This window comes from Seohaeicola zhoushanensis (genome assembly GCF_014656415.1).
GTDB classification, from domain to species: Bacteria; Pseudomonadota; Alphaproteobacteria; order Rhodobacterales; family Rhodobacteraceae; genus Seohaeicola_A; species Seohaeicola_A zhoushanensis.
In genome coordinates this window covers 169708-192543 of the sequence record NZ_BNCJ01000001.1, presented here as the reverse complement: position 1 = coordinate 192543, position 22836 = coordinate 169708, and the positions used below count along the sequence as shown (strand labels likewise).

At 66.9% G+C, this 22836-nt stretch carries 21 protein-coding genes; 10 read left to right on the top strand and 11 right to left on the bottom strand.

Features of this window, described 5'->3' with window-relative positions:
- The first annotated feature begins 219 nt into the window (after positions 1 to 219).
- From IE266_RS00965 to IE266_RS00950, 4 genes are all read left to right on the top strand, one after another.
- On the top strand, positions 220 to 1317 hold the full coding sequence (locus IE266_RS00965) for an ABC transporter substrate-binding protein (RefSeq protein WP_189678158.1): 1098 nt from the start codon (positions 220 to 222) through the stop codon (positions 1315 to 1317).
- Between the two features lie 98 nt (positions 1318 to 1415).
- Positions 1416 to 2285, top strand: a complete 870-nt coding sequence (locus tag IE266_RS00960; protein ID WP_189678157.1) for an ABC transporter permease — start codon at positions 1416 to 1418, stop codon at positions 2283 to 2285.
- Positions 2282 to 3064, top strand: coding sequence for an ABC transporter permease (locus tag IE266_RS00955; protein WP_189678156.1), 783 nt, complete (start codon positions 2282 to 2284; stop codon positions 3062 to 3064). Before IE266_RS00960 ends, IE266_RS00955 begins: the two co-directional genes overlap by 4 nt.
- Positions 3064 to 4119, top strand: a complete 1056-nt coding sequence (locus IE266_RS00950) for an ABC transporter ATP-binding protein (RefSeq protein WP_189678155.1) — start codon at positions 3064 to 3066, stop codon at positions 4117 to 4119. The genes IE266_RS00955 and IE266_RS00950 overlap by 1 nt, the downstream gene beginning before the upstream one ends.
- Positions 4120 to 4188: 69 nt before the next feature.
- Here IE266_RS00950 and IE266_RS00945 read toward each other — a convergent pair whose 3' ends face one another.
- Together IE266_RS00945 and denD are read right to left on the bottom strand one after the other, a co-directional pair.
- Entirely contained in the window at positions 4189 to 5691 is a 1503-nt protein-coding gene (locus IE266_RS00945) for a UxaA family hydrolase (protein ID WP_229863883.1), read from the bottom strand.
- A gap of 32 nt (positions 5692 to 5723) precedes the next feature.
- Positions 5724 to 6692 (bottom strand): D-erythronate dehydrogenase, encoded by a 969-nt coding sequence (gene denD, locus IE266_RS00940; protein WP_189678153.1) that lies wholly within the window; start codon positions 6690 to 6692, stop codon positions 5724 to 5726.
- A 136-nt stretch (positions 6693 to 6828) separates the two neighbouring features.
- Here denD and IE266_RS00935 point away from each other — a divergent pair, with 136 nt between their 5' ends.
- Together IE266_RS00935 and IE266_RS00930 are read left to right on the top strand one after the other, a co-directional pair.
- The gene (locus tag IE266_RS00935; RefSeq protein WP_189678152.1) at positions 6829 to 7677 is read left to right on the top strand and encodes a fumarylacetoacetate hydrolase family protein; all 849 of its coding nucleotides are present in this window, start codon (positions 6829 to 6831) and stop codon (positions 7675 to 7677) included.
- Positions 7678 to 7680: 3 nt separating this feature from the next.
- Positions 7681 to 8637, top strand: a complete 957-nt coding sequence (locus IE266_RS00930; RefSeq protein WP_229863851.1) for a 2-hydroxyacid dehydrogenase — start codon at positions 7681 to 7683, stop codon at positions 8635 to 8637.
- Between the two features lie 64 nt (positions 8638 to 8701).
- Here IE266_RS00930 and IE266_RS00925 read toward each other — a convergent pair whose 3' ends face one another.
- The 5 genes from IE266_RS00925 to IE266_RS00905 form a co-directional block, all read right to left on the bottom strand.
- The gene (locus IE266_RS00925; RefSeq protein ID WP_189678151.1) at positions 8702 to 9547 is read right to left on the bottom strand and encodes an amidohydrolase family protein; all 846 of its coding nucleotides are present in this window, start codon (positions 9545 to 9547) and stop codon (positions 8702 to 8704) included.
- Positions 9548 to 9624: 77 nt separating this feature from the next.
- Positions 9625 to 10503, bottom strand: coding sequence for an amidohydrolase family protein (locus IE266_RS00920; RefSeq protein ID WP_189678150.1), 879 nt, complete (start codon positions 10501 to 10503; stop codon positions 9625 to 9627).
- Positions 10500 to 10973, bottom strand: a complete 474-nt coding sequence (locus IE266_RS00915) for a MarR family winged helix-turn-helix transcriptional regulator (RefSeq protein WP_189678149.1) — start codon at positions 10971 to 10973, stop codon at positions 10500 to 10502. The genes IE266_RS00920 and IE266_RS00915 overlap by 4 nt, the downstream gene beginning before the upstream one ends.
- 91 nt (positions 10974 to 11064) lie before the next feature.
- Positions 11065 to 11481, bottom strand: a complete 417-nt coding sequence (cueR, locus tag IE266_RS00910) for a Cu(I)-responsive transcriptional regulator (protein WP_189678148.1) — start codon at positions 11479 to 11481, stop codon at positions 11065 to 11067.
- Positions 11482 to 11490: 9 nt separating this feature from the next.
- On the bottom strand, positions 11491 to 13992 hold the full coding sequence (locus IE266_RS00905; RefSeq protein ID WP_189678147.1) for a heavy metal translocating P-type ATPase: 2502 nt from the start codon (positions 13990 to 13992) through the stop codon (positions 11491 to 11493).
- Between the two features lie 123 nt (positions 13993 to 14115).
- Between IE266_RS00905 and IE266_RS00900 the strand changes: the two genes are divergently transcribed.
- The gene (locus IE266_RS00900) at positions 14116 to 14715 is read left to right on the top strand and encodes a hypothetical protein (RefSeq protein WP_189678146.1); all 600 of its coding nucleotides are present in this window, start codon (positions 14116 to 14118) and stop codon (positions 14713 to 14715) included.
- A gap of 1 nt (position 14716) precedes the next feature.
- Here the strand turns inward: IE266_RS00900 and IE266_RS00895 are convergent, their stop codons facing one another.
- Positions 14717 to 15370, bottom strand: a complete 654-nt coding sequence (locus IE266_RS00895; protein WP_189678145.1) for a pseudouridine synthase — start codon at positions 15368 to 15370, stop codon at positions 14717 to 14719.
- 105 nt (positions 15371 to 15475) lie between these two features.
- On the opposite strand from IE266_RS00895, the gene IE266_RS00890 reads away from it, so the two are divergent.
- A complete protein-coding gene (locus IE266_RS00890; RefSeq protein ID WP_189678144.1) occupies positions 15476 to 15886 on the top strand; it encodes a nuclear transport factor 2 family protein in 411 nt (136 codons plus the stop codon).
- Positions 15887 to 15894: 8 nt separating this feature from the next.
- On the opposite strand, the gene IE266_RS27145 is transcribed toward IE266_RS00890, so the two are convergent.
- Positions 15895 to 18162: an Ig-like domain-containing protein gene (locus IE266_RS27145; RefSeq protein WP_189678143.1), complete on the bottom strand. Its 2268-nt coding sequence runs from the start codon at positions 18160 to 18162 to the stop codon at positions 15895 to 15897.
- A 237-nt stretch (positions 18163 to 18399) separates the two neighbouring features.
- Here IE266_RS27145 and IE266_RS00880 point away from each other — a divergent pair, with 237 nt between their 5' ends.
- Both IE266_RS00880 and IE266_RS00875 read left to right on the top strand, forming a co-directional pair.
- Positions 18400 to 19602 carry an aminotransferase-like domain-containing protein gene (locus IE266_RS00880; RefSeq protein WP_189678142.1) on the top strand — a complete coding sequence of 401 codons (1203 nt, stop codon included), beginning with the start codon at positions 18400 to 18402 and terminating at the stop codon, positions 19600 to 19602.
- Between the two features lie 73 nt (positions 19603 to 19675).
- Entirely contained in the window at positions 19676 to 21205 is a 1530-nt protein-coding gene (locus IE266_RS00875; RefSeq protein WP_189678141.1) for a DUF2125 domain-containing protein, read from the top strand.
- A gap of 5 nt (positions 21206 to 21210) precedes the next feature.
- Here the strand turns inward: IE266_RS00875 and IE266_RS00870 are convergent, their stop codons facing one another.
- A complete protein-coding gene (locus IE266_RS00870; protein WP_189678140.1) occupies positions 21211 to 22050 on the bottom strand; it encodes an alpha-1,2-fucosyltransferase in 840 nt (279 codons plus the stop codon).
- A 61-nt stretch (positions 22051 to 22111) separates the two neighbouring features.
- Positions 22112 to 22714: an alpha-ketoglutarate-dependent dioxygenase AlkB family protein gene (locus tag IE266_RS00865; RefSeq protein ID WP_189678139.1), complete on the bottom strand. Its 603-nt coding sequence runs from the start codon at positions 22712 to 22714 to the stop codon at positions 22112 to 22114.
- Positions 22715 to 22836 lie beyond the last annotated feature (122 nt).

The window sequence follows — 22836 nt, the reverse complement described above, 5'->3', positions numbered from 1 at the left end:
TCAACGATCTTTGCACCGGTTTTCCCGTCACCGTTTCGCCGGAATTTTCTTGCCAATCGCAGGGCGCTGACTTCTATTCGGGCATTATCCGGGAAACGGATGGGGATGCGGCACGCCCGACCGGATATCGCGCTGCGTCAACAATTTTATGTCACCTGCGCGTCATCTAGACAGTCTAGTGCCGGCGCAGGTCAAAAAAATGTGGGAGACCGAACTGAGATGAAAAACGGATTTATGGCCACAGTGAGCATGATCGCACTGGTCGCCGCGCCGATGGCGCAGGCGCAGTCGATCGACGAGCTCTATGCCGCCGCCAAGGCCGAAGGCATGCTGACCACCATCGCGCTGCCCCATGACTGGTGCGGCTATGGCGGCGTGATCGACGGGTTCAAGAAGAAGTATCCGGGCATCGAGGTGAACGAGCTGAACCCGGATGCCGGTTCGGCGGACGAGCTGGAAGCGATCCGCGCCAACAAGGACAACAAGGGCCCGCAGGCGCCGGACGTGATCGACGTCGGCCTGGCCTTCGGTCCGGCGGCGAAGGACGAAGGGCTGATCCAGCCCTACAAGGTCTCGACCTGGGACACGATTCCGGATGGCGCCAAGGATGCGGAAGGATTCTGGTACGGCGACTATTACGGTGTGATGTCCTTCATCGTGAACAAGGACCTGGTGGACAACTCGCCGATGTCCTTCGCCGACCTGCTCAAGCCGGAATACGCCGGTTCGGTGGCACTGGCGGGTGACCCGCGCGCGTCCAACCAGGCGATCCTCGCCGTGCTCGCGGCCGGTCTGGCCAAGGGCGCCGAGCCGGGCAAGCCGGCCGCCGAAGCCGGGCTCGAGTTCTTTGCCGAGCTCAACAAGGCGGGCAACTTCGTTCCGGTGATCGGCAAGGCCGGCACGCTGGCGCAGGGCACCACCCCGATCACCATCAAGTGGGACTACAACGCGCTCGCCGACCGCGACACGCTGAACGGCAACCCGCCGGTCGACGTCATCGTGCCGTCGGACGGCGTGCTGGCCGGTGTCTATGTGCAGGCGATCTCGGCCTATGCGCCGCATCCGAACGCCGCCAAGCTCTGGATGGAATACCTGTATTCGGATGAAGGTCAGCTCGGCTGGCTGGCCGGCTACTGCCACCCGATCCGCTTCAACGATCTCGCCAAGAAGGGCGCGATCCCGCAGGAGATGATGGACAAGCTGCCGCCGGCAGAGGGCTATGAAAAGGCCGTCTTCCCGACGCTTGACCAGGTGAACGCCAACAAGGAAGCCGTGGTCGGCGGCTGGGACAGCGTCGTCGGCGCGAACGTCCAGTAAGACCTTGATCGCAGGAGGCTCCGGCAGCGTGCCGGGGCCTCTCATTTCACGAACAGGTGCGCGTCAGACGCACCGTGCCACAGGGACACCATAACCGTATGCCAGCGCCGCACAGGACCGGCTTCCAATTGCCGTTGAAATGGCTGGGCATGGCGCCTTTCGCGCTGTTCACCTTTCTCTTTCTGCTGTTGCCGACGCTCTACATCGTGGTCGGCGCCTTTCGCACGCCGCTGGGCGAGTTCACCTTCCAGAACATCCTCGACCTGAACACGCCGAGCATCCGCTCGGCCTATTGGGTGTCGATCAAGGTCTCGGTGCTGTCGGCGCTGTTCGGCTGCCTGATCGGCTTCGGCATGGCCGCCGCGGTGACGTTGGGCAGCCTGCCGAAGTGGCTGCGCAACCCGCTGATGACCTTCTCGGGCGTCGCCTCGAACTTTGCCGGGGTGCCGCTGGCCTTTGCCTTCATCGCCACCCTGGGGCCTGCCGGCCTGATCACCATCTGGCTGCGCAAAGAATTCGGGATCAACGTAAGGGCCTACGGCTGGAACCTGCTGTCGACCTGGGGTCTCATCATCACCTACCTGTTCTTCCAGATCCCGCTGATGATCCTGATCATCGCGCCGGCGCTGGACGGGCTGAAGCGGGAGTGGCGCGAGGCGGCGGCGATGCTGGGGGCCACCGGCGGGCAATACTGGCGCATGGTGGCGCTGCCGATCCTGTTCCCCTCGCTGCTGGGCACCTTCGCGCTGCTGTTTGCCAACGCCTTCGGAGCGGTCGCCACCGCCATCGCGCTCACCGGGCCGTCGCTGAACATCGCGCCGATCCTGCTCTATGCGCAGATCCGGGGGGACGTGCTGGGCTCGCCCAACCTCGGCTATGCGCTGGCCTTCGGGATGATCGTCATCACCGGCATCGCCAACGCGGTCTATATCTGGCTCAGGGCCCGTTCCGAGAGGTGGCTGAAATGAACCGCTGGCTGGCCTGGGGCGTGCTGATCTTCGGCGTGCTCTATTTCATCCTGCCGCTGTACGGCATGGCCGAATTCTCGCTGTCGATGCGGCGCGGGGTCTATTCCTTCGACGCCTATACCAAGGTGCTGACCGATCCGACCTTCCAGCAGACCTTCAGCTATTCGGTGATGATGGCGGTCTTCACCATCATCTTCGGGGTGCTGCTGGTGGTGCCGACGGCCTATTGGGTGCGCCTGAAGATGCCCGAGGCGCGGCCCTTCGTCGAGTTCATCACCCTGCTGCCGCTGGTGATCCCGGCGATCGTCATCGTCTTCGGCTATATCAGGCTCTACAACACGTCTTCCTGGCTGCCGCTGACTGGCAGCGTGACGGGCACCAACCTGCTGCTGATGTTCGGCTATGCGACCCTGTCGCTGCCCTACATGTATCGCGCGGTTGACACCGGGCTGCGCACCATCGACGTCGCCACGCTGACCGAGGCGGCGCAGTCGCTGGGGGCGAGCTGGGCGACGATCCTGGCGCGGATCATCCTGCCGAACGTGCTGGTGGCGGTGCTTTCCGGCGCCTTCGTCACCTTTGCCATCGTGATCGGCGAATTCACCATGGCCGCGCTGCTCGACCGGCCCGCCTTCGGGCCCTACATGCAACTCCTCGGCGCCAACCGCGCCTATGAACCCGCGGCGCTCGCCGTGATCGCCTTCGCGATCACCTGGGCCTGCATGGGGCTGATCCAGCTGGTCAGCCGGTTCAGCAAACATACGAAAGCACAACGCTGATGGCCTTTCTCGAACTCGACAACCTGGAGAAATTCTACGGACCGGTCCAGGTGGTGAAGAAATTCAACCTCTCGGTGGAGAAGGGGGAATTCATCTCGTTCCTGGGGCCATCGGGCTGCGGCAAGACCACGACGCTGCGGATGGTCGCGGGCTTCGAGACGCCGACGAGCGGAAGCATCCGGATCGACGGGCAGGACATCGTGCGGCTGCGGCCGAACCAGCGCAACATCGGCATGGTGTTCCAGTCCTATGCGCTGTTCCCGAACCTGACGGTGGCGCAGAATGTCGGTTTTGGCATGAAGGTCGCCAGGCGGCCCAAGGCCGAGATCGACGCGCGGGTGAAGGAGATGCTGGGCATCATCGGCCTGCCGGACCTGGGCGCGCGCTATCCCTTCCAGCTCTCGGGCGGGCAGCAGCAGCGGGTGGCGCTGGCGCGGGCGCTGGCGATCCAGCCGCAGGTCCTGCTGCTGGACGAGCCGCTCTCGGCGCTCGACGCGCAGATCCGCGTTTCGCTGCGGTCGGAGATCCGGGCGATCCAGCAGAAGCTGGGAATCACCACGATCTACGTCACGCACGACCAGGAAGAGGCGCTGTCGATGTCCGACCGGATCGTCGTCATGCACAAGGGCAAGGCCGACCAGGTCGGCACGCCGGTGGAGATCTACAACCGGCCTGCCACGCGCTTTGTCGCCGGTTTCGTCGGCACGCTGAACCAGATCGAGGGCCGGGTCGAGGATGCCGCCAACGGGCTGGTCATCGCCGGCGGGCAGAGCCTGGCGCTGGGCCGGCGGCTTGAGCAGAGCAATGGCACCTCGGTCGCGCTGGCCTTCCGGCCCGAGGCGCTGCACCGGGGCGAGCATCCGGGCGAGATCGGCCTGACGGGCCGCATCGCAGAGGTGCATTTCCTGGGCGCGGTGATCCGGATGAAGGTCGATATCGGCGGCACGCAGGTCTCGCTCGACAGTTTCAACCGTGCGGGCGCGGACCTGCCGCGGGCGGGCGATGACGTGGCCCTGTCGATCGCGCCGGGCGACGTTCTGGTGCTGGGCGACTGACCGGGGGGCCAAGAATTTCCAGGAAATTCTTGGCAAAATTCTCTGGAGAATTTTGTCCCCGACCGGAGGTTACATTACCGCGCCGATCTGCCAGGGCACGAACTCGTAATCGCCGAGGCCCTGGCGTTCCGACTTGCTTTCCTCGCCCGAGGCGACGCGCAGGATCATCTCGTAGATCTCGCGGCCCTTCGCCTCCAGCGTGACGCCCGCCGTCAGCATGTCGCCGGCGTTCACGTCCATGTCGTCGGTCATGCGGGCATACATCTCGGAGTTGGTCGCCACCTTGATCGTCGGCGCGGGTTTCGACCCGAAGGCCGAGCCGCGCCCGGTGGTGAAGACCACCACGTTGCAGCCGCCGGCGATCTGGCCGGTGACCGAGGCCGGGTCGTAGCCGGGCGAGTCCATGAAGGTGAAGCCCTTCGCCGTCACCGGCTCGGCGTATTTGTAGACGCCGGTGAGCGGCGATGTGCCGCCCTTGGCCGCCGCGCCGAGGGATTTTTCCAGGATCGTGGTCAGCCCGCCCTTCTTGTTGCCGGGGCTGGGGTTGTTGTCCATCGAGCCTTTATTGCGAGCGGTGTAGTCCTCCCACCAGCGGACAAGGCCGACCAGCTTGTCGCCGACCTTGCGGTCGATGGCGCGGCGGGTCAGCAGGTGTTCGGCGCCGTAGATCTCGGGCGTTTCGGCCAGCACGCCGGTGCCGCCCTGCGCCGCCAGCAGGTCGCAGGCATAGCCGAGCGCCGGGTTGGCGGTGATGCCGGACCAGGCGTCCGATCCGCCGCATTGCAGGGCGACCTTCAGCTCGGAGGCCGGACAGGGCTCGCGCCGGGCCTCGTTGACGATGGGCAGCATCGCGCGGACCTTCTGGATGCCGAGCTCGATGGTCTTCTGCAGGCCCGCGACGTTCTGGATGTTCATGGTCTGGAAGGTCGGCCCCTGTTTCAGCTGGTAGGCGTCGAGCAGCCAGTCGATCTGGTTCATCTCGCAGCCGAGGCCCACCATCAGCACGCCGCCGTTGTTCGGGTGGCGGGCATAGCCCCACATCACCCTTTGCAGAGCCTCGAATCCCTCGCCCGAGCCGGCCATGCCGCAGCCGGTGCCATGCACGAAGGCGGCGACGCCGTCGACGTTGGGATAGGCGGCCAGTTCCTCGGGGCCGAAGGCATCGGCAATGCGGCGCGCGGCGGTGGCTGAGCAATTCACCGAGGTGACGATGGCGATATAGTTGCGCGTGCCGACCGCGCCATTGGCGCGGCGGTAGCCCATGAAGGTGTCGGGCGTGGCCGCCGGCCTCACCGGGCGCATGTCGGTGCCGAACTCGTAGTCCATCTCGGTGTTGCGGAAGGCCACGTTGTGGGTGTGGACGTGGTCGCCCGGCGCGATGTCCTCGGATGCCAGCCCGATGAACTGCGCGTATTTGCGCACCATCTCGCCCTTGGGGATCGCCCGCGTGGCGATCTTGTGGCCCGAGGGGATAAGGGCGCGGGTAGGGTGGCCTTCGATGTCGGTGCCGACCTCGAGAGCGCGGGTTGCGGTGACGACGTTGTCGTCGGCGTCGAGGCGGATGAAGGGCAGCATGGCCTGGGTCTCCCGTGGCTGGCGAAGGGTCAGCGGTTGAGGTCTTCTTCGATGTAGGTGCGCACGATCTCGTGGAAGCTGGTCTCGGCCTTGAACCCCAGCGCCTCGGCGCGGCGGGCGAGGAAGCGGCGCGGCCAGCCCTCGACGATGCGTTCGATCAGCGGGTCGGGCTGGCGCTTGATCAGCGCCACCACGTTGTTGCCGGCGATGTCGCGCAGGGCCTCGATCTGCTCGGCCACGGTGCAGGCGACGCCGGGCATGTTGAGCGCCCGGCGCGCGCCGAGTTCGGCGGTGTCGAGTTCGGCCGCGCGCAGCAGGAAACCGACGGCCGAGCGGGGCGAGGCGTGCATGTGGCTGACCGTGTCGGGCACCGGCAGGATCGCCTCCTGGCCGTTCAGCGGTTCGCGGATGATGCCCGAGAAGAAGCCCGAGGCCGCCTTGTTCGGCTTGCCGGGGCGCACGCAGATCGTCGGCAGGCGGATCGAGACGCCGTCGACGAAGCCCTTGCGCGAGAAGTCGTTGATCATCTGCTCGCAGATCACCTTCTGCGCGCCGTAGCTGGTGAGCGGGGCGGTCAGGAATTCGTCGTCGAAGATCTCGGGGAAGGGCGCGCCGAAAACGGCGATGGAAGAGGTGAAGACGAGGCGCGGGCGATAGGCGCCGCCGCTCTTGTCATGTTCGGCGCGCAGGGCCTGCAACAGCTCCCAGCAGGGGAACATGTTGACCTGCCAGCCCTTGTCGAAATCAGTCTCGGCCTCGCCCGAGACGATCGAGGCGAGGTGGAAGACGATGTCGGGGCGGTCGGCGGCAAGCTGCGCCATGAGGCCCGGATCGGTGACGCTGCCGGTCAGCTGGCGGGTCACCGGAACCGGGTTCGGCGGATAGGCCATGTCATGGGCGACAATCTCGGCCGGGGCGCCCTGCCAGCCATCGCGGGCGAGCCTGGCCGCCAGTTTCTGGCCGATCATTCCACCGGCGCCGAGAATCAGTATCCGCATATTTTCCTCCCCTGTCGCGCCGCCGCGGCTGGGCGCTGGCCTTTTCATTCCACCCGCGCTAAGCCAGAGTCAAACAATTTGGTATACCGGATTCCGCTGAGGCGCGATCCGGCACGGCGAACAGGAGGAACGCGCCATGAAACTCGTCCGTTACGGTGAACCGGGGCAGGAGAAACCCGGCCTGATCGACAGCGCCGGGACGCTGCGCGACCTCTCGGCCCATGTCGGCGACATCACCGGGGCGGTGCTGTCGGATGCGGCGCTGGAAAGGCTGCGCGCGCTCGACCCGGCCTCGCTGCCGGCGGTTCAGGGCAATCCGCGCTTCGGCCCCTGCGTCGGGCAGATCGGCAAGATGTGCTGCATCGGCCTGAATTACTCGGACCATGCCGCCGAGACCGGCGCGCAGATCCCCGAGCATCCGATCCTGTTCATGAAGGCGACCTCGGCCATCGTCGGGCCGAACGACACCGTGGTGATGCCGCGGGGGTCGAAGGCGACCGACTGGGAGATCGAGCTGGGCGTGGTGATCGGCAAGACGGCGAAATACGTCAGCGAGGCGGATGCGCTGGACCACGTGGCCGGCTATTGCATCGTCAACGACGTGAGCGAGCGCGACTTCCAGAACAAGCTGACCGGGCAATGGACCAAGGGCAAGTCCTGCGACACCTTCGGGCCGACCGGCCCCTGGCTGGTGACGCGCGACGAGGTTGCCGACCCGCAGAACCTGGCGATGGCGCTGGATGTGAACGGGCAGCGCCGGCAGACCGGCAATACCTCGACCATGATCTTCAACGTGCGCCAGATCATCGCGCATCTCTCCTCGCTGTTCACGCTGCATCCGGGCGACGTGATCGCCACCGGCACGCCGCCGGGCGTCGGGCTGGGGATGAAGCCGCAGCCGGTCTTCCTGAAGGCGGGCGACGTGATGGAACTGACCATCGAAGGCCTGGGCCAGCAGCGCCAGACCGTCAAGGCGGATGATTGAGCGATGAAACAGCACCTGCTTCTGATCGGAAACGGCCCCGCCTGGATGCGCGAGCGCCTGGAGACCGAATTCACCGTGCACCCGCTGCCGCCCGAGGCGGAGCGTGCCGCCTTCCTGGCCGACAAGGGTGCGGCGATCACCGCCTGCTGCACCTTCAGCGGGATCGCGACCGAGGTGATGGACGCGCTGCCGAACCTGAAGATCATCTCGTCCTACGGGGTCGGCTACGATTCGATCGATGCGGACCATGCGGCCAAGCGCGGGGTCATCGTCACCCATACGCCGAACGTGCTGAACGACGAGGTTGCCGACACCGCGATCCTGCTGTGGCTCGCCACCTCGCGCAAGCTGGTGGCCTATGACCGCTATGTGCGCGAGGGCCGCTGGCTGAAGGAAGGCGCGGCGCCGCTGACCACCAGCCCCGAGGGGCGGACGGTGGGCATCCTGGGCCTGGGCCGGATCGGGCAGGCGATTGCCGACCGGCTGGGCGTCTTCGGGGCGACGGTGGTCTACCACTCGCGCACCGAGAAGGACGTGCCCTATACCTTCTACCCCGACCTGGTGGAGATGGCGAAGGCCTGCGATGTGCTGATCTGCATCACGCCGGGCGGCGCGGGGACCAAGCATATCGTCAATGCCGAGGTGATCGACGCGCTGGGGCCGCAGGGCATCCTGGTCAACGTCGCGCGCGGGTCTGTGGTGGACGAGACCGCGCTGGTCAAGGCGCTGCAGGAGGGCCGGCTGGGCGGCGCGGGGCTCGACGTGTTCGAGTTCGAGCCGAAGGTGCCGGAGGCGCTCTTCGCGATGGAGAACGTGACGCTGCAGCCGCATGTCGGCAGCGCCACGCATGAGACGCGCCGGGCGATGGGCGAGCTGGTCTGCGACAACCTCAGCCAGTATCTGAAGGACGGCCGCGTGCTGACGCCGGTGCCGGAATGCGCGGCAATCGCCAAGGTCTGACCCTTGGGGGTGGGCGGAATTCTTCGAGAATTCCGCCCGTTTTCCTTGCAGGAAAACGGCGTGGTCAGAGGGTGACACCGTAGACGCGCTGGGCGGTGCCGTTGCAGATGGCGCGCTGCTCGTCCTCCGAGAGCGGCGCGATCAGCCGGCGGAAGGCCGCGATCCAGTCCGGCAGGCCGGCGCGGGTGTCGACCACCGGCCAGTCGCTGCCCCAGAGACAGCGTTCGGGGCCGAAACATTCGATCACATGGCTGACGTAGGGACGGATGGCGTCATCGGTCGCATTGTCGGGCCGGCAATAGGCCAGCACGCCTGAAAGCTTGGCGACGAGGTTGCCACGTTCGGCCAGGTCCCGGACATGGGCGCGCCAGGGGTCGAGCCCGCCGCCGGCTATATCGGGCACGCCGCAGTGATCCAGCACGAAACGCGTGTTCGGGCAGGCATCGGCCAGCGCCGCCGCCAGCGGCAGCTGGTCGGCGCGCATGACGATGTCGAAGGTCAGGTCGCGCGGGCCGAGCCGGGCGATATTGCTGCGGAACGCCGCCCCCTGCGACAGCGCGTCGGGCGCCTCGTGCAGGATGCGGCGCAGGCCGATCACCGGCAGGTCGGCGATCTCTTCCAGCCAGGCGTCGAAAGCGGGCTTGTCCTCGGGACGGCAGGAGGCGATCACGCCCAGGATGCCGCTGCCCGGCTGCCGCGCAAGGGCCGAGGCGAAGCGGGCCTCGCGGACGTAGTCGTCGGCGTCGCCCTCCATGAACAGCGTCGCCGAGATGCCGCGCCCCTCGGCCAGCGACTGGTAGTCATCCAGCGTGAAGGCGCGCCCGGCCAGCGGCGGATGGCGGTCGGCCCAGGCATAGCCGAGCCGGTCGCGGTAGAGCAGGTGCTGGTGCGTATCGAGCAGCGGGATCATCGCGGCGGCCCCCGGTTGTCGGGGGCAGCCTAGGCCATTTCACCCTGCGGTTGAACCCTGCGCGAACAGGCCGCGCGTCAGACGCCCAGCAGCCGGCGGGCGTTGTCCTTGAGGATCAGCTGCTTCACCTCGTCGCGGAAGCCGGCCTGCTCGAAATCCGCGAGCCAGCGGTCGGGCGTGATGGCGGGCCAGTCCGAGCCGAAGAGCATCTTCTTCTTCAGCAGCGAATTGGCGTATTTCACCAGGATCTCGGGGAAATACTTGGGGCTCCAGCCGCTGAGGTCGATATAGACATTGGGCTTGTGCTGGCAGACCGCCAGCGCCTCTTCCTGCCAGGGGAAGGAGGGGTGGGCGAGGATGATCTTGAGGTCGGGGAACTCGGCCGCCACGTCGTCGAGCGCCATCGGGTTGGAATACTTGAGCTTCATGCCCATGCCGCCCCGCATCCCCGAGCCGACGCCGGTCTGGCCGGTGTGGAACAGCGCGATCTTCCCCTCTTCCTGGATCGCGTCGTAGATCGGGAAGAACTGGTGTTCGTTGGGCCAGAAGCCCTGCATCGTGGGATGGAACTTGAACCCCTGCACGCCGAAATCGCGCACCAGGCGGCGGATCTCGCGGATGCCGGCCTTGCCCTTCCAGGGGTCGACCGAGGCGAAGGGGATCAGGATATCGTCGTTCTCGGCGCAGATCTGCGCGACTTCCTCGTTCGAGTAGCGGCGAAAGCCGGTCTCGCGTTCGGCGTCGACCGGGAAGATCACGGCGGCGATGTTGCGCTCGCGGTAATAGGCGGCGGTCTCCTGCACCGAAGGGAGCATTCCCTGTGCCCCGGCCGGGTTCTTGAAATACTTGGCCATGCCGGCCTGGAACTCATCATAGCCATCGTCGCGGTGGCCGCAGCAGGGCTCCTCGGCATGGGTGTGGATGTCGATGGCAACGATCTTGTCGAAGTCGATCATGGGCTGTGCTCCAGGCCGTTGAACTTTTGCAGGATAGCGATCAGCGTGCCCAACTCGTCTGGGGTGAGACGGCTGTGCTCGCGGCTGATGTGGGTGAGGAAATCGGGCTTGCGGGCGGCGACGAAATCTTCGCCCTCGGGCGTCAGGCGCAGGCGGACCGAGCGGCGGTCCTCCTCGGGGATGATGCGTTCGACCAGGCCGCGGTCGACGGCGCGCTGCACCAGCTTGGTCATATGGGCGGGCTTGATGCGCAGCTTGCGGGCGATCAGGCCCTGCCGCGCCTCGGGGTTCAGGCCGATCACCCAGAGCACGGTGAATTCGCCGGGCTTCAGGCCGTGCTGGCCGAGATCCTCGTAGAACCCGTCGAACAGCCGCACCTGGGCCAGGCGCAGCATCAGGCCGAGCGAGGCCGACAATTCGCCGAAGGCGATGGTCTCGCCGCCGGTCGTGTCACCGAGCCGCGCGTTCATCGGCGCGGCCCCTGGCTGGTCATGGTCTGAATCATGTCCGGCGATCTTCCCCCTCGCGGGGTCTTATCGCCGGAAATAGTATCCATGTAAACTATCTTGCGGCCTGCTCGGGTTGGGCCGGGCCGTGGGTGGCCAGGTCCTCGAGGATCGGGCAATCGGGCCGGTTGTCGCCGGCGCAGCAATGCACCAGATGGGCCAGCGTCTTTCGCATCGATTGCAGCTGGGCGATCTTGGCGTCGATTGCCCCGAGGTGCTCTTCGGCCACCGAGCGCACATGCGCGCTTTCGCGGGTCTCGTCCTCGTAAAGCGCCATCAGGGTGCGGCAGTCCTCGATCGAGAACCCCAGCTCGCGCGCGCGGCCGAGGAAGGCGAGCTTGTGCAGGTCCGACTCGCGGAAGGCGCGATAGCCGTTTTCCGCGCGTTTGGGTCTGATCAGGCCTATTTCCTCGTAGTAGCGGATGGTCTTGGCCGGCAGGTTCGAGCGTTCGGACACTTCCTTGATGTTCATGTCGGTCTCCTAATGGGCGGTGGCGGCGACGGCGGGCCGAAGAGGCCGGGGCGCGGCCTCGTCCATGGCAGGGGCAAGGCGGCGCAGGCGCAGGGCGTTGCTGAGCACGAAGACCGAGGAGAGCGCCATCGCCCCGGCGGCCAGCACCGGCGAGAGCAGCAGGCCGAACGACGGGTAAAGCACCCCCGCCGCGACCGGGATCAGCGCGACGTTATAGCCGAAGGCCCAGCCGAGGTTCTCCTTGATGTTGCGCATGGTGGCGCGCGAGACGGCGAAGGCGTTGACCACCCCGCGCAGGTCGCCCGACATCAGCACCACGTCGGCGCTTTCGATGGCGACGTCGGTGCCGGTGCCGATGGCGATGCCGACGTCGGCATGGGCCAGCGCCGGGGCGTCGTTGATGCCATCGCCGGTAAAGGCGACGCGGCCATGCTGGCGCAGGTCGTCGAGCGCCGCGACCTTGCCGTCGGGCAGCACCCCGGCGATCACATGGTCGATGCCGGTTTCCCGCGCGATGGCCTCGGCCGTCTCGCGCTTGTCGCCGGTGATCATGGCGACCTTGAGCCCGAGGGCGTGCAGCGCGGCGACGGCGGCGCGGCTGGCCGGTTTCACCGGGTCGGCGACGCCGATCACGGCGGCAATGCGCCCGTCGATGGCGGCAAAGAGCGCGGTGCGGCCACGGCGGGCGAGGTCGGTCTCGGCCCCGGCGAGGGCCGTGGCGTCGACGTCTTCGCGGGTCATCAGCCGGTCGGCCCCGACCAGCACGTCATGCCCGTCGACCTTGGCACGGACGCCGTAGCCGGTGATCGAAGTGAACTCGGACACGTCGGCCACGCGCAGCCCCTCGGCGCGGGCGCCGCGCACGATGGCCTCGGCGATCGGGTGTTCCGAGCGGGCCTCGACGGCGGCGACTAGGGCCAGCACCTGCGCCCGCTCGAAGCCATCGGCCAGGATCAGGTCGGTGAGCTCGGGGCGGCCCTCGGTCACGGTGCCGGTCTTGTCGAGCGCGACGACGCCGACGGAGCCCAGCTGCTGCAGGGCATCGCCCTTGCGGAACAGCACGCCCATCTCGGCGGCGCGGCCGGTGCCGACCATGATCGAGGTGGGGGTGGCAAGGCCCATGGCGCAGGGGCAGGCGATGATCAGGACCGAGACACCGGCCACCAGCGCATTGGTCAGAACCGGCGCGGGGCCGAAGATCAGCCAGGCCAGCACGGTCAGCAGGGCAAGGCCCATGACGGCGGGCACGAACCACAGCGTGATGCGGTCAACCAGACCCTGTATGGGGAGTTTCGCGCCCTGCGCGTCCTCGACCATGCGGATGATCTGGGCCAGCACGGTATCGGCGCCGACGCGGGTGGCACGGAAGGTGAGGCTGCCCGCGCCGTTCACGGTGCCGCCGGTGACGAGGTCGCCAACCGCCTTGGCAACCGGCACCGGCTCGCCCGTTATCATGCTTTCGTCGACATGGCTGTCGCCCTCGGTCACCTCGCCGTCAACGGCGATGCGTTCGCCGGGGCGTACCAGGATCAGGTCGCCGGTGCGCAGGGTTTCGATCTCGACCTCGACCGCCTCGCCGTTCTTCAGCACGCGGGCGGTATGGGCCTGCAGGCCGAGCAGCTTCTGGATCGCCGCGCCGGTGCGGCCCTTGGCGCGGGCTTCCAGCCAGCGGCCGATCAGGATGAGGACGACGATCACTGCCGCGGCCTCGTAATAGACCGCGCGCACGGCGTCGGGCAGGAGGGCGGGCAGGAAGGTTGCCACCAGCGAATAGAGATAGGCCGCCCCGGTGCCGACGGCGACGAGGCTGTTCATGTCGGGGGCGCCCTTGAACAGGGCGGGGAAGCCCTTGAGATAGAACTGCCGGCCAGGGCCGAGCAGCACGGCGGTGGTCAGCGCGAACTGGATCAGCCAGCTGGCCTGCTGGCCGATGGTCATGGCGATGGCGTGATGCACCGCCGGGATCATGTGGCCGCCCATCTCCATCAGGAAGACCGGCAGGGCGAGGGCGGCGGCGATGAGGACGCGGCGGCGCAGGTCGGCGGCCTCTTCCTCCTTGCGGGCGGTGCGGTCCTGGGTGGCGGTGGCCTCGGCCAGGGTCGCCGGATAGCCCGCCTCTTCCGAGACGCGCATCAGCGCGGCGGGGTCGGTGGCGCCTTCGAGATAGGTGATTCGCGCCGTCTCGGCGGCGAGGTTCACGTTGACCTCGACCACGCCCGGCACCGCGGCCAGCGCCCGGTCGACCCGGCCGACGCAGGAGGCGCAGGACATCGAGGCGATGTTCAGCGTCACCGTCTGGCGGCGGGCGGGATAGCCGAGATCGTCAAGCTTTTGCGCGGCTTGCGCGACCTGTTCGGGGGTATCTGCGGTGAAACGCGCGGTTTCGGACGCGAGGTTGACGGCGATGTCCGACAGGCCCTCGACGCTGTGCAGACCGCGATCGACTCGGCCGACGCAGGACGCGCAGGTCATGCCTTCGACGGACAGGATAATGGGTGTGTGAATGCTCATATCGGCCTCCAGCAGGATGTTCCGATAGCCCAGATAATGGTTCCAGTCACGGGAAGGTCAATAGCGCATCGCAAATTTCCCGCGGGGCTGGTTTTCGGCGCGGTTGCGGAGGAGACTGCGGGCATGGACCGCTTCTTTCGCCTCGACCTGCCCGTCCTGGTCTTTGCCCGCAACGTGCTGGTGCTGAGCCTGCTTGGGCTGGTTCCGCTGCTGGCGGTCTTCGTGCTGCGCACTCCGGGATTCGCCGAGCTGCTGCTGGGCAATGGCGAGGCGATGCGGCTGTTCCTGCGGCAGGTGGTGACGAATGGGTTGCCGGTGGTCTTCGTAATCAACTATGCGAGCCTGTTCCTCTTCGCTGCATTGGCCGAGGGGCGGCGGTTGGGACCCGGACTGGTGCTGCTGGGCGATCCGCTGCTGCGGGTCTTGTTGTTCGTCGGGCTGCACGCGCTGATCTATCCGCTGTCGGCGGACTGGTTCGGCTCGTTCGGGGGCGACAGGATGCTGGCGCTGCACGTGGTCGGGCCGACGCTGGTGCGCTCGGCGCAGTTCGGGAATATCTCGGGCGTCTATCTCTATGCGACGCTGGCCGGGGCGCTGCCGCTCTATGCCGCTGCGATGGCGCGCATGGGGTGGCTGCGCTGGCCGCTGGCGCTGGGCGTCTTTGCGCTGGCCGCCGCGCTGCTGACCGGCGCGGCAGAGCTTATCGTGCGCCTGCAGGGCTGAGTCAGAACTCGGGCGCGGCGAAGAAGCGTTGCGAGGCGCCGCCGTCGGGGTGGCGCAGGCGCAGTTCTTCCGAGTGCAGCATCATGCGCGGATACTCGAGCGCGGCGCCTTCGGCATAGAAGGGATCGCCCAGGATCGGGTGCCCGAGCGAGAGCATGTGCACCCGCAGCTGGTGGCTGCGCCCGGTCTTGGGGAAAAGCCGCACGCGGGTGGTGCCCTCCTCGTGGCGCAGCACTTTCCAGTCGGTCTGCGCCGGGCGGCCGCGTTCGTGGTCGACCATCTGGCGCGGGCGGTTCTCCCAGTCGACGATCAGCGGCAGGTCGACGGTGCCGGTTTTCGGCTCTAACAGGCCGGAAAGGCGGGCCACATAGGTCTTGCGGGTCTGCCGGTTCTCGAACTGGAGGCCGAGGTGGCGCTGGGCGTGCGGGGTCAGCGCGAAGACCATGACGCCGGATGTGTCGCGGTCGAGGCGGTGGACCAGAAGCACCTCGGGAAAGACCTTGCGGATGCGCTCGATCAGGCAGTCGGCCAGGTGCTCGCCCTTGCCGGGGACCGAGAGCAGGCCCGACGGCTTGTTCACCACGAGCAGATGCGCATCGTGGTGCAGGATGTCGAGCGGCACGTCGGGCGGCGCGTAGGGGGTCGAGGTGATCATCGCGCCGACTTAAGGACAGAGGGGCGCGGGGGCAAGACGCCGCAACGTCGCCCTTGCGGGAAAGCGGTGCGCGGGGGAGGGTGACGGCAACAGGGGAGGGACGAGATGCACGAGACAATCGCACGGATGATGGAAGTGGTCGCCAAAGGCGACGACACGCTGATCGCGGGCTTGCTGGCCGAGGACGTGCGGTTCCAGCCGCCGACCTACTGGGCCACCTGGACCGGCCGCGCGCCGGTTGCGGCGGTGCTGGGCCATGTCGGCAAGGTCTTCACCGAGTTCCGCTATCGCCGGGTGATGGGCGAGGGCAAGGATTGGGCGCTGGAGTTCCAGTGCAAGGTGGGCGAGCTGGACGCGGTGGGCGTCGACCTCATCACGCTGGACGACGCGGGGCTGATCGAGACCTTCGAGGTCGTGATGCGGCCGCTCAAGTCGATCGCGGCCCTGCGCGAGGCGATGAACGCGCGGGTGCAGACCGACCCGCGCTTTCTCGAGTTCCGCAAGGCTCTGGGTTAGGGACGGGGTCAGAACACCTCGACCAGACCGTCGATGGTGGGCCGCAGGTCTACCGCCAGCACGTTTTCGACCAGGATAGAGCCGCCGGTGGTCTGTTCCAGCAGGACCCCGGCCAGCGTATCGGTCAGCCGCACCATCACGTCACCTTCGAGCACCAGGATATCCTCGGTGATGTCATAGTCGGTGATGCGGTCGTCGCCGGTCAGGTTGGCGTCGAGCGCCATGTCGAAGATGAACTGGTCGGCACCGGCGCCTCCGGTCAGGACGTCGTTGTCGGTCACGCCTCCGGATGTGCCGCCGGAGCCATAGATCTCGTCCTTGCCACTGCCGCCGGACAGGATGTCGTCGCCCGCGTCGCCCCAGAGCGCGTCGTTGGCCGCGCCGCCGTCGATCGTGTCGTTGCCGGTGCCCCCGTGCAGCTTGTCGTCGCCATCATCCCCGTTCAGAACATCGTTGCCGGCATCGCCCGAAATCGTGTCGTCGCCGTCGCCGCCATTGATCGTGTCGCGGCCCGTGCCCCCCTTCAGCGTGTCGCCGCCGATCCCGCCGGTGATCCTGTCGTTGCCGGTGCCGCCGTCGACCGTATCGCCATTGAGGGTGCCGTCCCCCGTCGCGGGGCCGCTTACGATGGTGTCGTTGCCGGCGCCGCCCATGATGGTGTCCATCCCGGCGCCGCCATCGATGATGTCATTGCCGGTGCCGCCGAGGATCAGGTCATTGCCGCCGAAGCCGCGAAGGGTGTCGTTGCCGCCGAAGCCCTTGAGGATGTCGTCGAATTCGGTGCCGTTCAGCACGTTGTCGGCATCGTCGCCGATCAGGTTGGGCAGAACGGTCACGGTGACCGTCGCCGAGGCGGTGAAGGTGCCGTCGCTGATCGTGTAGGTGAAGGTGTCGGTGCCCGAGAACCCGGAGCCGGCCTGGTAGGCGATCCGGCCGTCGCCCGTGATCGAGACCGTGGCATTGGCCGAACTGCCCAGGGCGACGATGGAGATCGGATCGTTGTCGATGTCGCTGTCGTTGGCCAGGGCGTCGATCGTGATGAGATGCCCGGCCGTGACCTGTGCGGTGTCGTTCACCGCGCTAGGCGGATCGCCCACCGGGTTCAGCAACACGTCCTCGAGCCCGAGTTTCGCGAGCGAGAAGCCCTTGAGCCGAACCTCGGTTCCGTTCGGCAGGGTCAGGACGACGAACCTGCCCGCCTTGTAGGCCTGCTCGACCGCGCTGACGCCCTCGTGGCGATGGAAGGCCGAGAGGTCGATGACATCGATGGCATCCTCGAAATCGGTGATCATTTCCTTCCCGTCATCGGGGTTGACGACGAAGGTGTCGCGCCCCTTGCCCCCGGTCATCACGTCGTCGCCGAGACCGCCCTTGAGGGTGTCGTTGCCGGATCCGCCGAACAGCTTGTCGTTGCCGGACCCGCCGCGCAGGTCGTCGCGGCCGCCGCGCCCGTAGAGCCTGTCGTGTCCGGAACCGCCGTCCAGCAGATCGCTGCCGCCCAGGCCGTCGATGGTGTCGTGGCCGCCCAGCCCGAAGATGCCGTCATCGGTACCGCTGCCGGTAATATCGTCGTCGACCTCGGTGCCCTCGTGGGTGACGTGGCCGCAAGCCTTGGCAATGGCGAGCCTCACCGCATCGGAGAAGTCGGAGCTGTTCGAGCTCAGCACCACGACCGCGCCGGTGCCAAGGTCGCTGACCAGGGTCTCGTACAGGGCCTTTTCCGAGGCGGTGACGGAAAACACCGGGAAGACATGGGCGGCCACCAGGGCGGATGCCGCCTGCAGGATGGAGGGATAGTCCTCGCCCAGGCCGTTGCCGTCGAGGATCGCGTCGCCGTTGTTCGCGGGAACTCCGCCGAAGTCGCCGGCCTGGTGGAAGGCCGAGTCGGTCGAGAGCATCACGATCCGCATGGTGTCCGGGCGGTATCCGATCTCGTCCTGCCGCACGGCCACCTGCATCAGGGCCTCGAGTTGCGCCTCCTGGACGTCGGCGCCGCTGCGGGTGGTCATCGCGTTGATCGAGGCGATCACCGCCGCGTTGTCGGAGGACACCGACAGGTGGGTCTGGTAGACGTAGTCGCCCGAGGCGCCAAAGGTGCCGTTCGGCTTGTCGATGAAGCTCGCCACGGCGAAATCGGCATATGGATCAATGTCTTCGACCGTCGCGATGACGTTCGCGATCTGGGCTTTCAGGATTGGCAGGTCGTCGGTGTAAGAGCCGGAGAGATCCTGTAGAAAGACGAAATCAATCGTCGGGCAAGAGAAATTTCCGGACAAGCTTGACCTCCAGTTCAACCATCACGTGAAACCCGGTCTGAACAAGAGCAGCCTTTCCTTACGGCAAGATTACAGAAGAAATGCCTTATTTTCCGTATGTTAAGTACATGTTTCGCCGATCCGCCACCGCGGCGCAGAAGATGCGCCGATAACGAATGCTGAAATAAAAGTCAGCATGATTGACACTTCTGCGGTGATGCGGTTGCTGGCGGGCGCAAGGGACTCAGGAGTGTCTGCATGAACTGGGAACAGGTATTCGCCAGCCGGGCCAGCCGGATGAAGGCGTCGGAGATCCGCGAGCTGCTGAAGCTGCTGGCGCAGCCCGACATCATCTCTTTCGCGGGCGGGATCCCCGACCCCAAGCTGTTTCCGGCGAGCGCCTTCCAGGACGCCTATGCCGAGATCTTCCGGGATGGCGCGGGCGAGGCGCTGCAATATTCGGTGAGCGAGGGCTATCTGCCGCTGCGCGAGTGGATCGCGGCGCATATGGCGACCATCGGCATTCCCTGCACACCTGACAACATCATGATCACCTCGGGCAGCCAGCAGGCGCTCGACTACCTCGGCAAGATGCTGCTGTCGCCGGGCGATACTGCGCTGGTCGACTGGCCGACCTACATGGGCGCGCTGGGCGCCTTCAACGCCTACGAGCCTAACTACGACCGGCTGGACCCCGGCACCAACCGCAGCGCCGCCGACTATGCCGAGACGGCGGCCGCGGCCGGTGGCCGGGTCAAGTTCGCCTATATGTCGGTCGATTTCGCCAACCCCACCGGGCGCACGATGAACCGCGCCGCGCGCGAGAGGGTGCTGGACCTGGCGGACGAGCTGGACATGGCGGTGATCGAGGACGCGGCCTACCAGGCGCTGCGGTTCGACGGCGAGGCGATCCCGCCGATCCTGGCGCTGGAGATCGCGCGCAAGGGCGATATCGAGGAGTGCCGCACGCTCTATTGCGGCAGTTTCTCCAAGTCGCTGGCGCCGGGTCTGCGGATTGGCTGGGTCTGCGGCTCGCAGAAGGCGATCAGCCAGATGGTGCTGATCAAGCAGGCGGGCGACCTGCATACCTCGACGATGAACCAGGCGGTGATCGACCGGGTGGCGCGCAATGTCTTCGACGACCACGTCGCGATGCTGCGCAGGGTCTATTCCGAGCGGCGCGACCACATGCTGGCGGCGCTGGAACGCTACATGCCCGAGGGTGTGAGTTGGACCAGCCCCGAGGGCGGCATGTTCGTCTGGCTGACGGTGCCCGAGCACATGGACGGGGCCGAGCTGCTGGCCAAGTCGCTGAAGACCCAGCGCGTGGCCTTCGTTCCGGGCCGGGCCTTCTATGCCGACGGATCGCAGGGCAACAACCTGCGCCTCAGCTTCTCGCTGGCGGACGAGGAGACCATCGAGGAAGGCATCCGCCGGCTGGGCCTGCTGCTGGCGGACTGACGGCTTCCCCTCGCCAAAGGCCGGAGGGGCGGTTAGGCTGGGCGGCATTCGGATACTCATGCAAAGGTTGCCCATGTCGCGTTTTTCCCTCGCCGCCTCGACCGCCCTTGTCACCCTGTTTGCCGCTGGCGCCGTGCGGGCCGATGTCACGGCCGATGACGTCTGGCAGAATATCAGGGCCTATGCAGGGGCTTTCGGCGGCTCTCTCAGCGTCGAGACCGCGCGCAGCGGCAATAAGCTGAAGGTGGGCGAGCTTACGATGCATTGGGGGCTGCCGATGGACGCGGGCCGGGTGAGCCTGACGCAGTCGGGCTTCGACCTGGTCGAACAGGGTGATGGCACGGTTGCGGTGGTGATCCCGCAGGACTTCGCCATACATTTCGCGGTGGAGCCGATGGACAAGCCGCGGATGGCCGGCACCGGCGTTCTGGGGCACGATGGGATGGTTATCGTTGCCTCGGGCCAGCCCGGGGACGTGACCTACACGTCTTCGGTCGGGTCGATGACGGTGACGGTGACCGACCTGGAGATTCCCGAGGTCGAGGCCGCGGAGGCCGAGATCAGCGTGACGATGACCGATTTCACCTCGGAACAGCGTGTGGTGGTCGACAAGGTCGTCTCGCTGACCGGCCGCACGCAATATGCCACGCAGGACATGGTGATGAACTATGTCGGGCCGGGCAACGCAAACATAGAGTCCACCGCGAAGATTTCCGGGGCCTCGGCGACCTACGCGCTCGACCTGCCGCGCAACGGGATGGATGTGCTGAACCTCGCGGCGGCGATCCGCGACGGGCTGAAGGGGCATGTCGCGTCCGAGATGCAGGGCTACGAGACGCAGCAGTCGATCAGGATCGACGGCGAGCGGGTGCAGGAGCAGCACAACAGCTTTGGACTCTACACCTTCGGCATGTCGCTCGACCGGGACGGGGTGTCGATGGAGGGCACCGGCAAGGACGCCAAGGTGCGCGCCTACATGCCCGAGGTGATGCCGCTGGACCTGGAGTTCGCTGCCGAAAGCACCGCGGGCCGCTTCGTGCTGCCGATCTCGGCGGGCGAGCAGTTGCAGGAGGCGGCGATCTCGGTGGATGTGACCGGGCTGACGGTGGGCGACATGCTCTGGGGCCTGATCGACCCCGGCATGACTATTCCGCGCGACCCGGCGACGCTGCGGCTCGACCTGACGGCGCAGGTGAAGAGCTATCTCGACTGGCTCGACTTCATGACCGTCGGAGCGAGCATGGAGGCGGGCGAGGTGCCAGGCGAACTGCACGCGGTTACGCTGAAGGACTTCACGCTGGAGGCGGCCGGCGCATCGCTGACCGGGTCGGGCGAGGCCACCTTCGACAATACGGATCTCGAGACCTTCAAGGGCTTTCCCAAGCCGACCGGAACGCTGGACATGACCCTGAAAGGGGCAAATACGCTGATCGACCGGCTGACGGGCATCGGCGCGCTGAGCGATGACGAGGCGATGGGCGCGCGCATGGGGATCGGCATGATGGCCAAGCCCGCGCCGGAGCTGGGCGAGGATGTGCTGAAGTCGCATATCGAACTGACCGGCGAAGGCCATGTCATGGCCAACGGCATCCGGATGCGCTGAGCGCCTCAGATGGCAGTCCAGCCCTGCGGCAGCAGGTCGGGGTTGGACAGTTTCGGATCGGCGAACCAGCGGGCGGGCGCGGCAACGCGCCTGTCCGGGTTGGCGTTCAGCCAGGCGGCCCACCACGAGAAGGACGAATTGGCGATGATGTTGTGCCGGCACAGCGACATCAGGCGCATGTCCTCGTAATCGGCCTCGGGGCCGTTGAAATCGACCACCACGCGCTCGCAGGGCAGGGGCAGGTTGTCGCGCGCCCAGGCGGGGTCGTCGGAGAAGACGAAGACCGTGGGGGTGCCATCCAGCCCCTCGAGGATATGGGCCAGGGCCGCGTTGTAATAGGCGGCGTCGCAGGTGCCATGCGCGCCGGTGGTCAGGTAGTCGCCGCGCCGGACGTGCAGCGAGATCGAGAGGCCCGAGGCGATGCGTGCCGCCATCTCGGCGTTGCGCGGGTCGCGGAGCGCTGGGAAGGCGAAATCGGCCCGGATAGTGTCGGCATGGGCGGCGAAATAGCGTTCCGACTGCCAGTAGCCGTGCAGGTAGCTGCCGTCCTCCCAGGTCTCGAAGGCTGGGTTGTAGCCGAGGCCCCGTTCGCGGTGAATCCTTGGCGGCAGGCCTGCAAAGCGCCAGAGCAGGTAGCGCAGCGGCGCCTCGCGGCGGTCGGGCGGCAGGCGGTCGGGCTTGGCGAGCGGCAGGTCGAAGACGCGGGTGAGCACGCCTTCGTTCCGCGCAACCGCGCCGCGGGAATCGAGCGCCACGCCGGTGCAGAGCCGTTCGGCCAGGGCGCGGCCGGCGGCGTATTGGAACATCTGGTTGCCCAGGCGGCCGTGCAGGCGGGTGATGATCATGGCGGCTCCGGGGTTTCCTGTGCCCAGCATTAGCGGGCGGCGGGGGCGGTGTTAACCCCGGCTAGGTGACAACGCGCAGGGTCAGGTTGATCCGCCCGCCACGGGGCAGCAGGTCGGAGGAGCCGAAGCGGATGCGGTCGACCCCGTGATAGGCCAGCCGCGCCGCGCCGCCAAGCAGGGCGACATCGCCGGATTTGAGCCAGATCGACCGCGTAGGGTCGCTTCGCCGGGTGCCGCCGACGCGGAACAGACCCTCGTCACCGAGGCTGATGGAAAGCACCGGCCAGGAGAAATCGGCCTCGTCCTTGTCCTGGTGCAGGCCCATCCGCGCGCCCTCGCCGTAGAAGTTGACGAGGCAGCAGTCGGGCGTGCGGGTCAGGCCGGTGACCTGTTCCCAGAGGTCCAGCACCTGCGGCGGGATCGCTGGCCAGGGCATGCCCGAGGGGTGACGGTCGACATAGCGATAGCCGGTGCGGTCGGAATACCAGCCGAAGCGGCCCGCCGAGGTCATGCGCACGCTCATCGGCTTGCCGTAGGGCGTATCCGGCGCATAGGGCGGCGCTGCGGTGGCGACGGCGCGCAGCACCTCGACCAGCTGCACCTGCGCGGAGCGGTCGAGCGTTTGCGGGCGGATCAGGACACCGTTGAGGTCAAGGTCGGGCATGGGCGGCAGGATCGGGCAAATGCGGCGCAATGCAAGGGGCCGCCGGAATATTCCGCGGCGGTTGCCGAGACCGGCACAGGGGTGTTCCAGAGACACCAAAGCGACATTTTTGCCGATCTCGC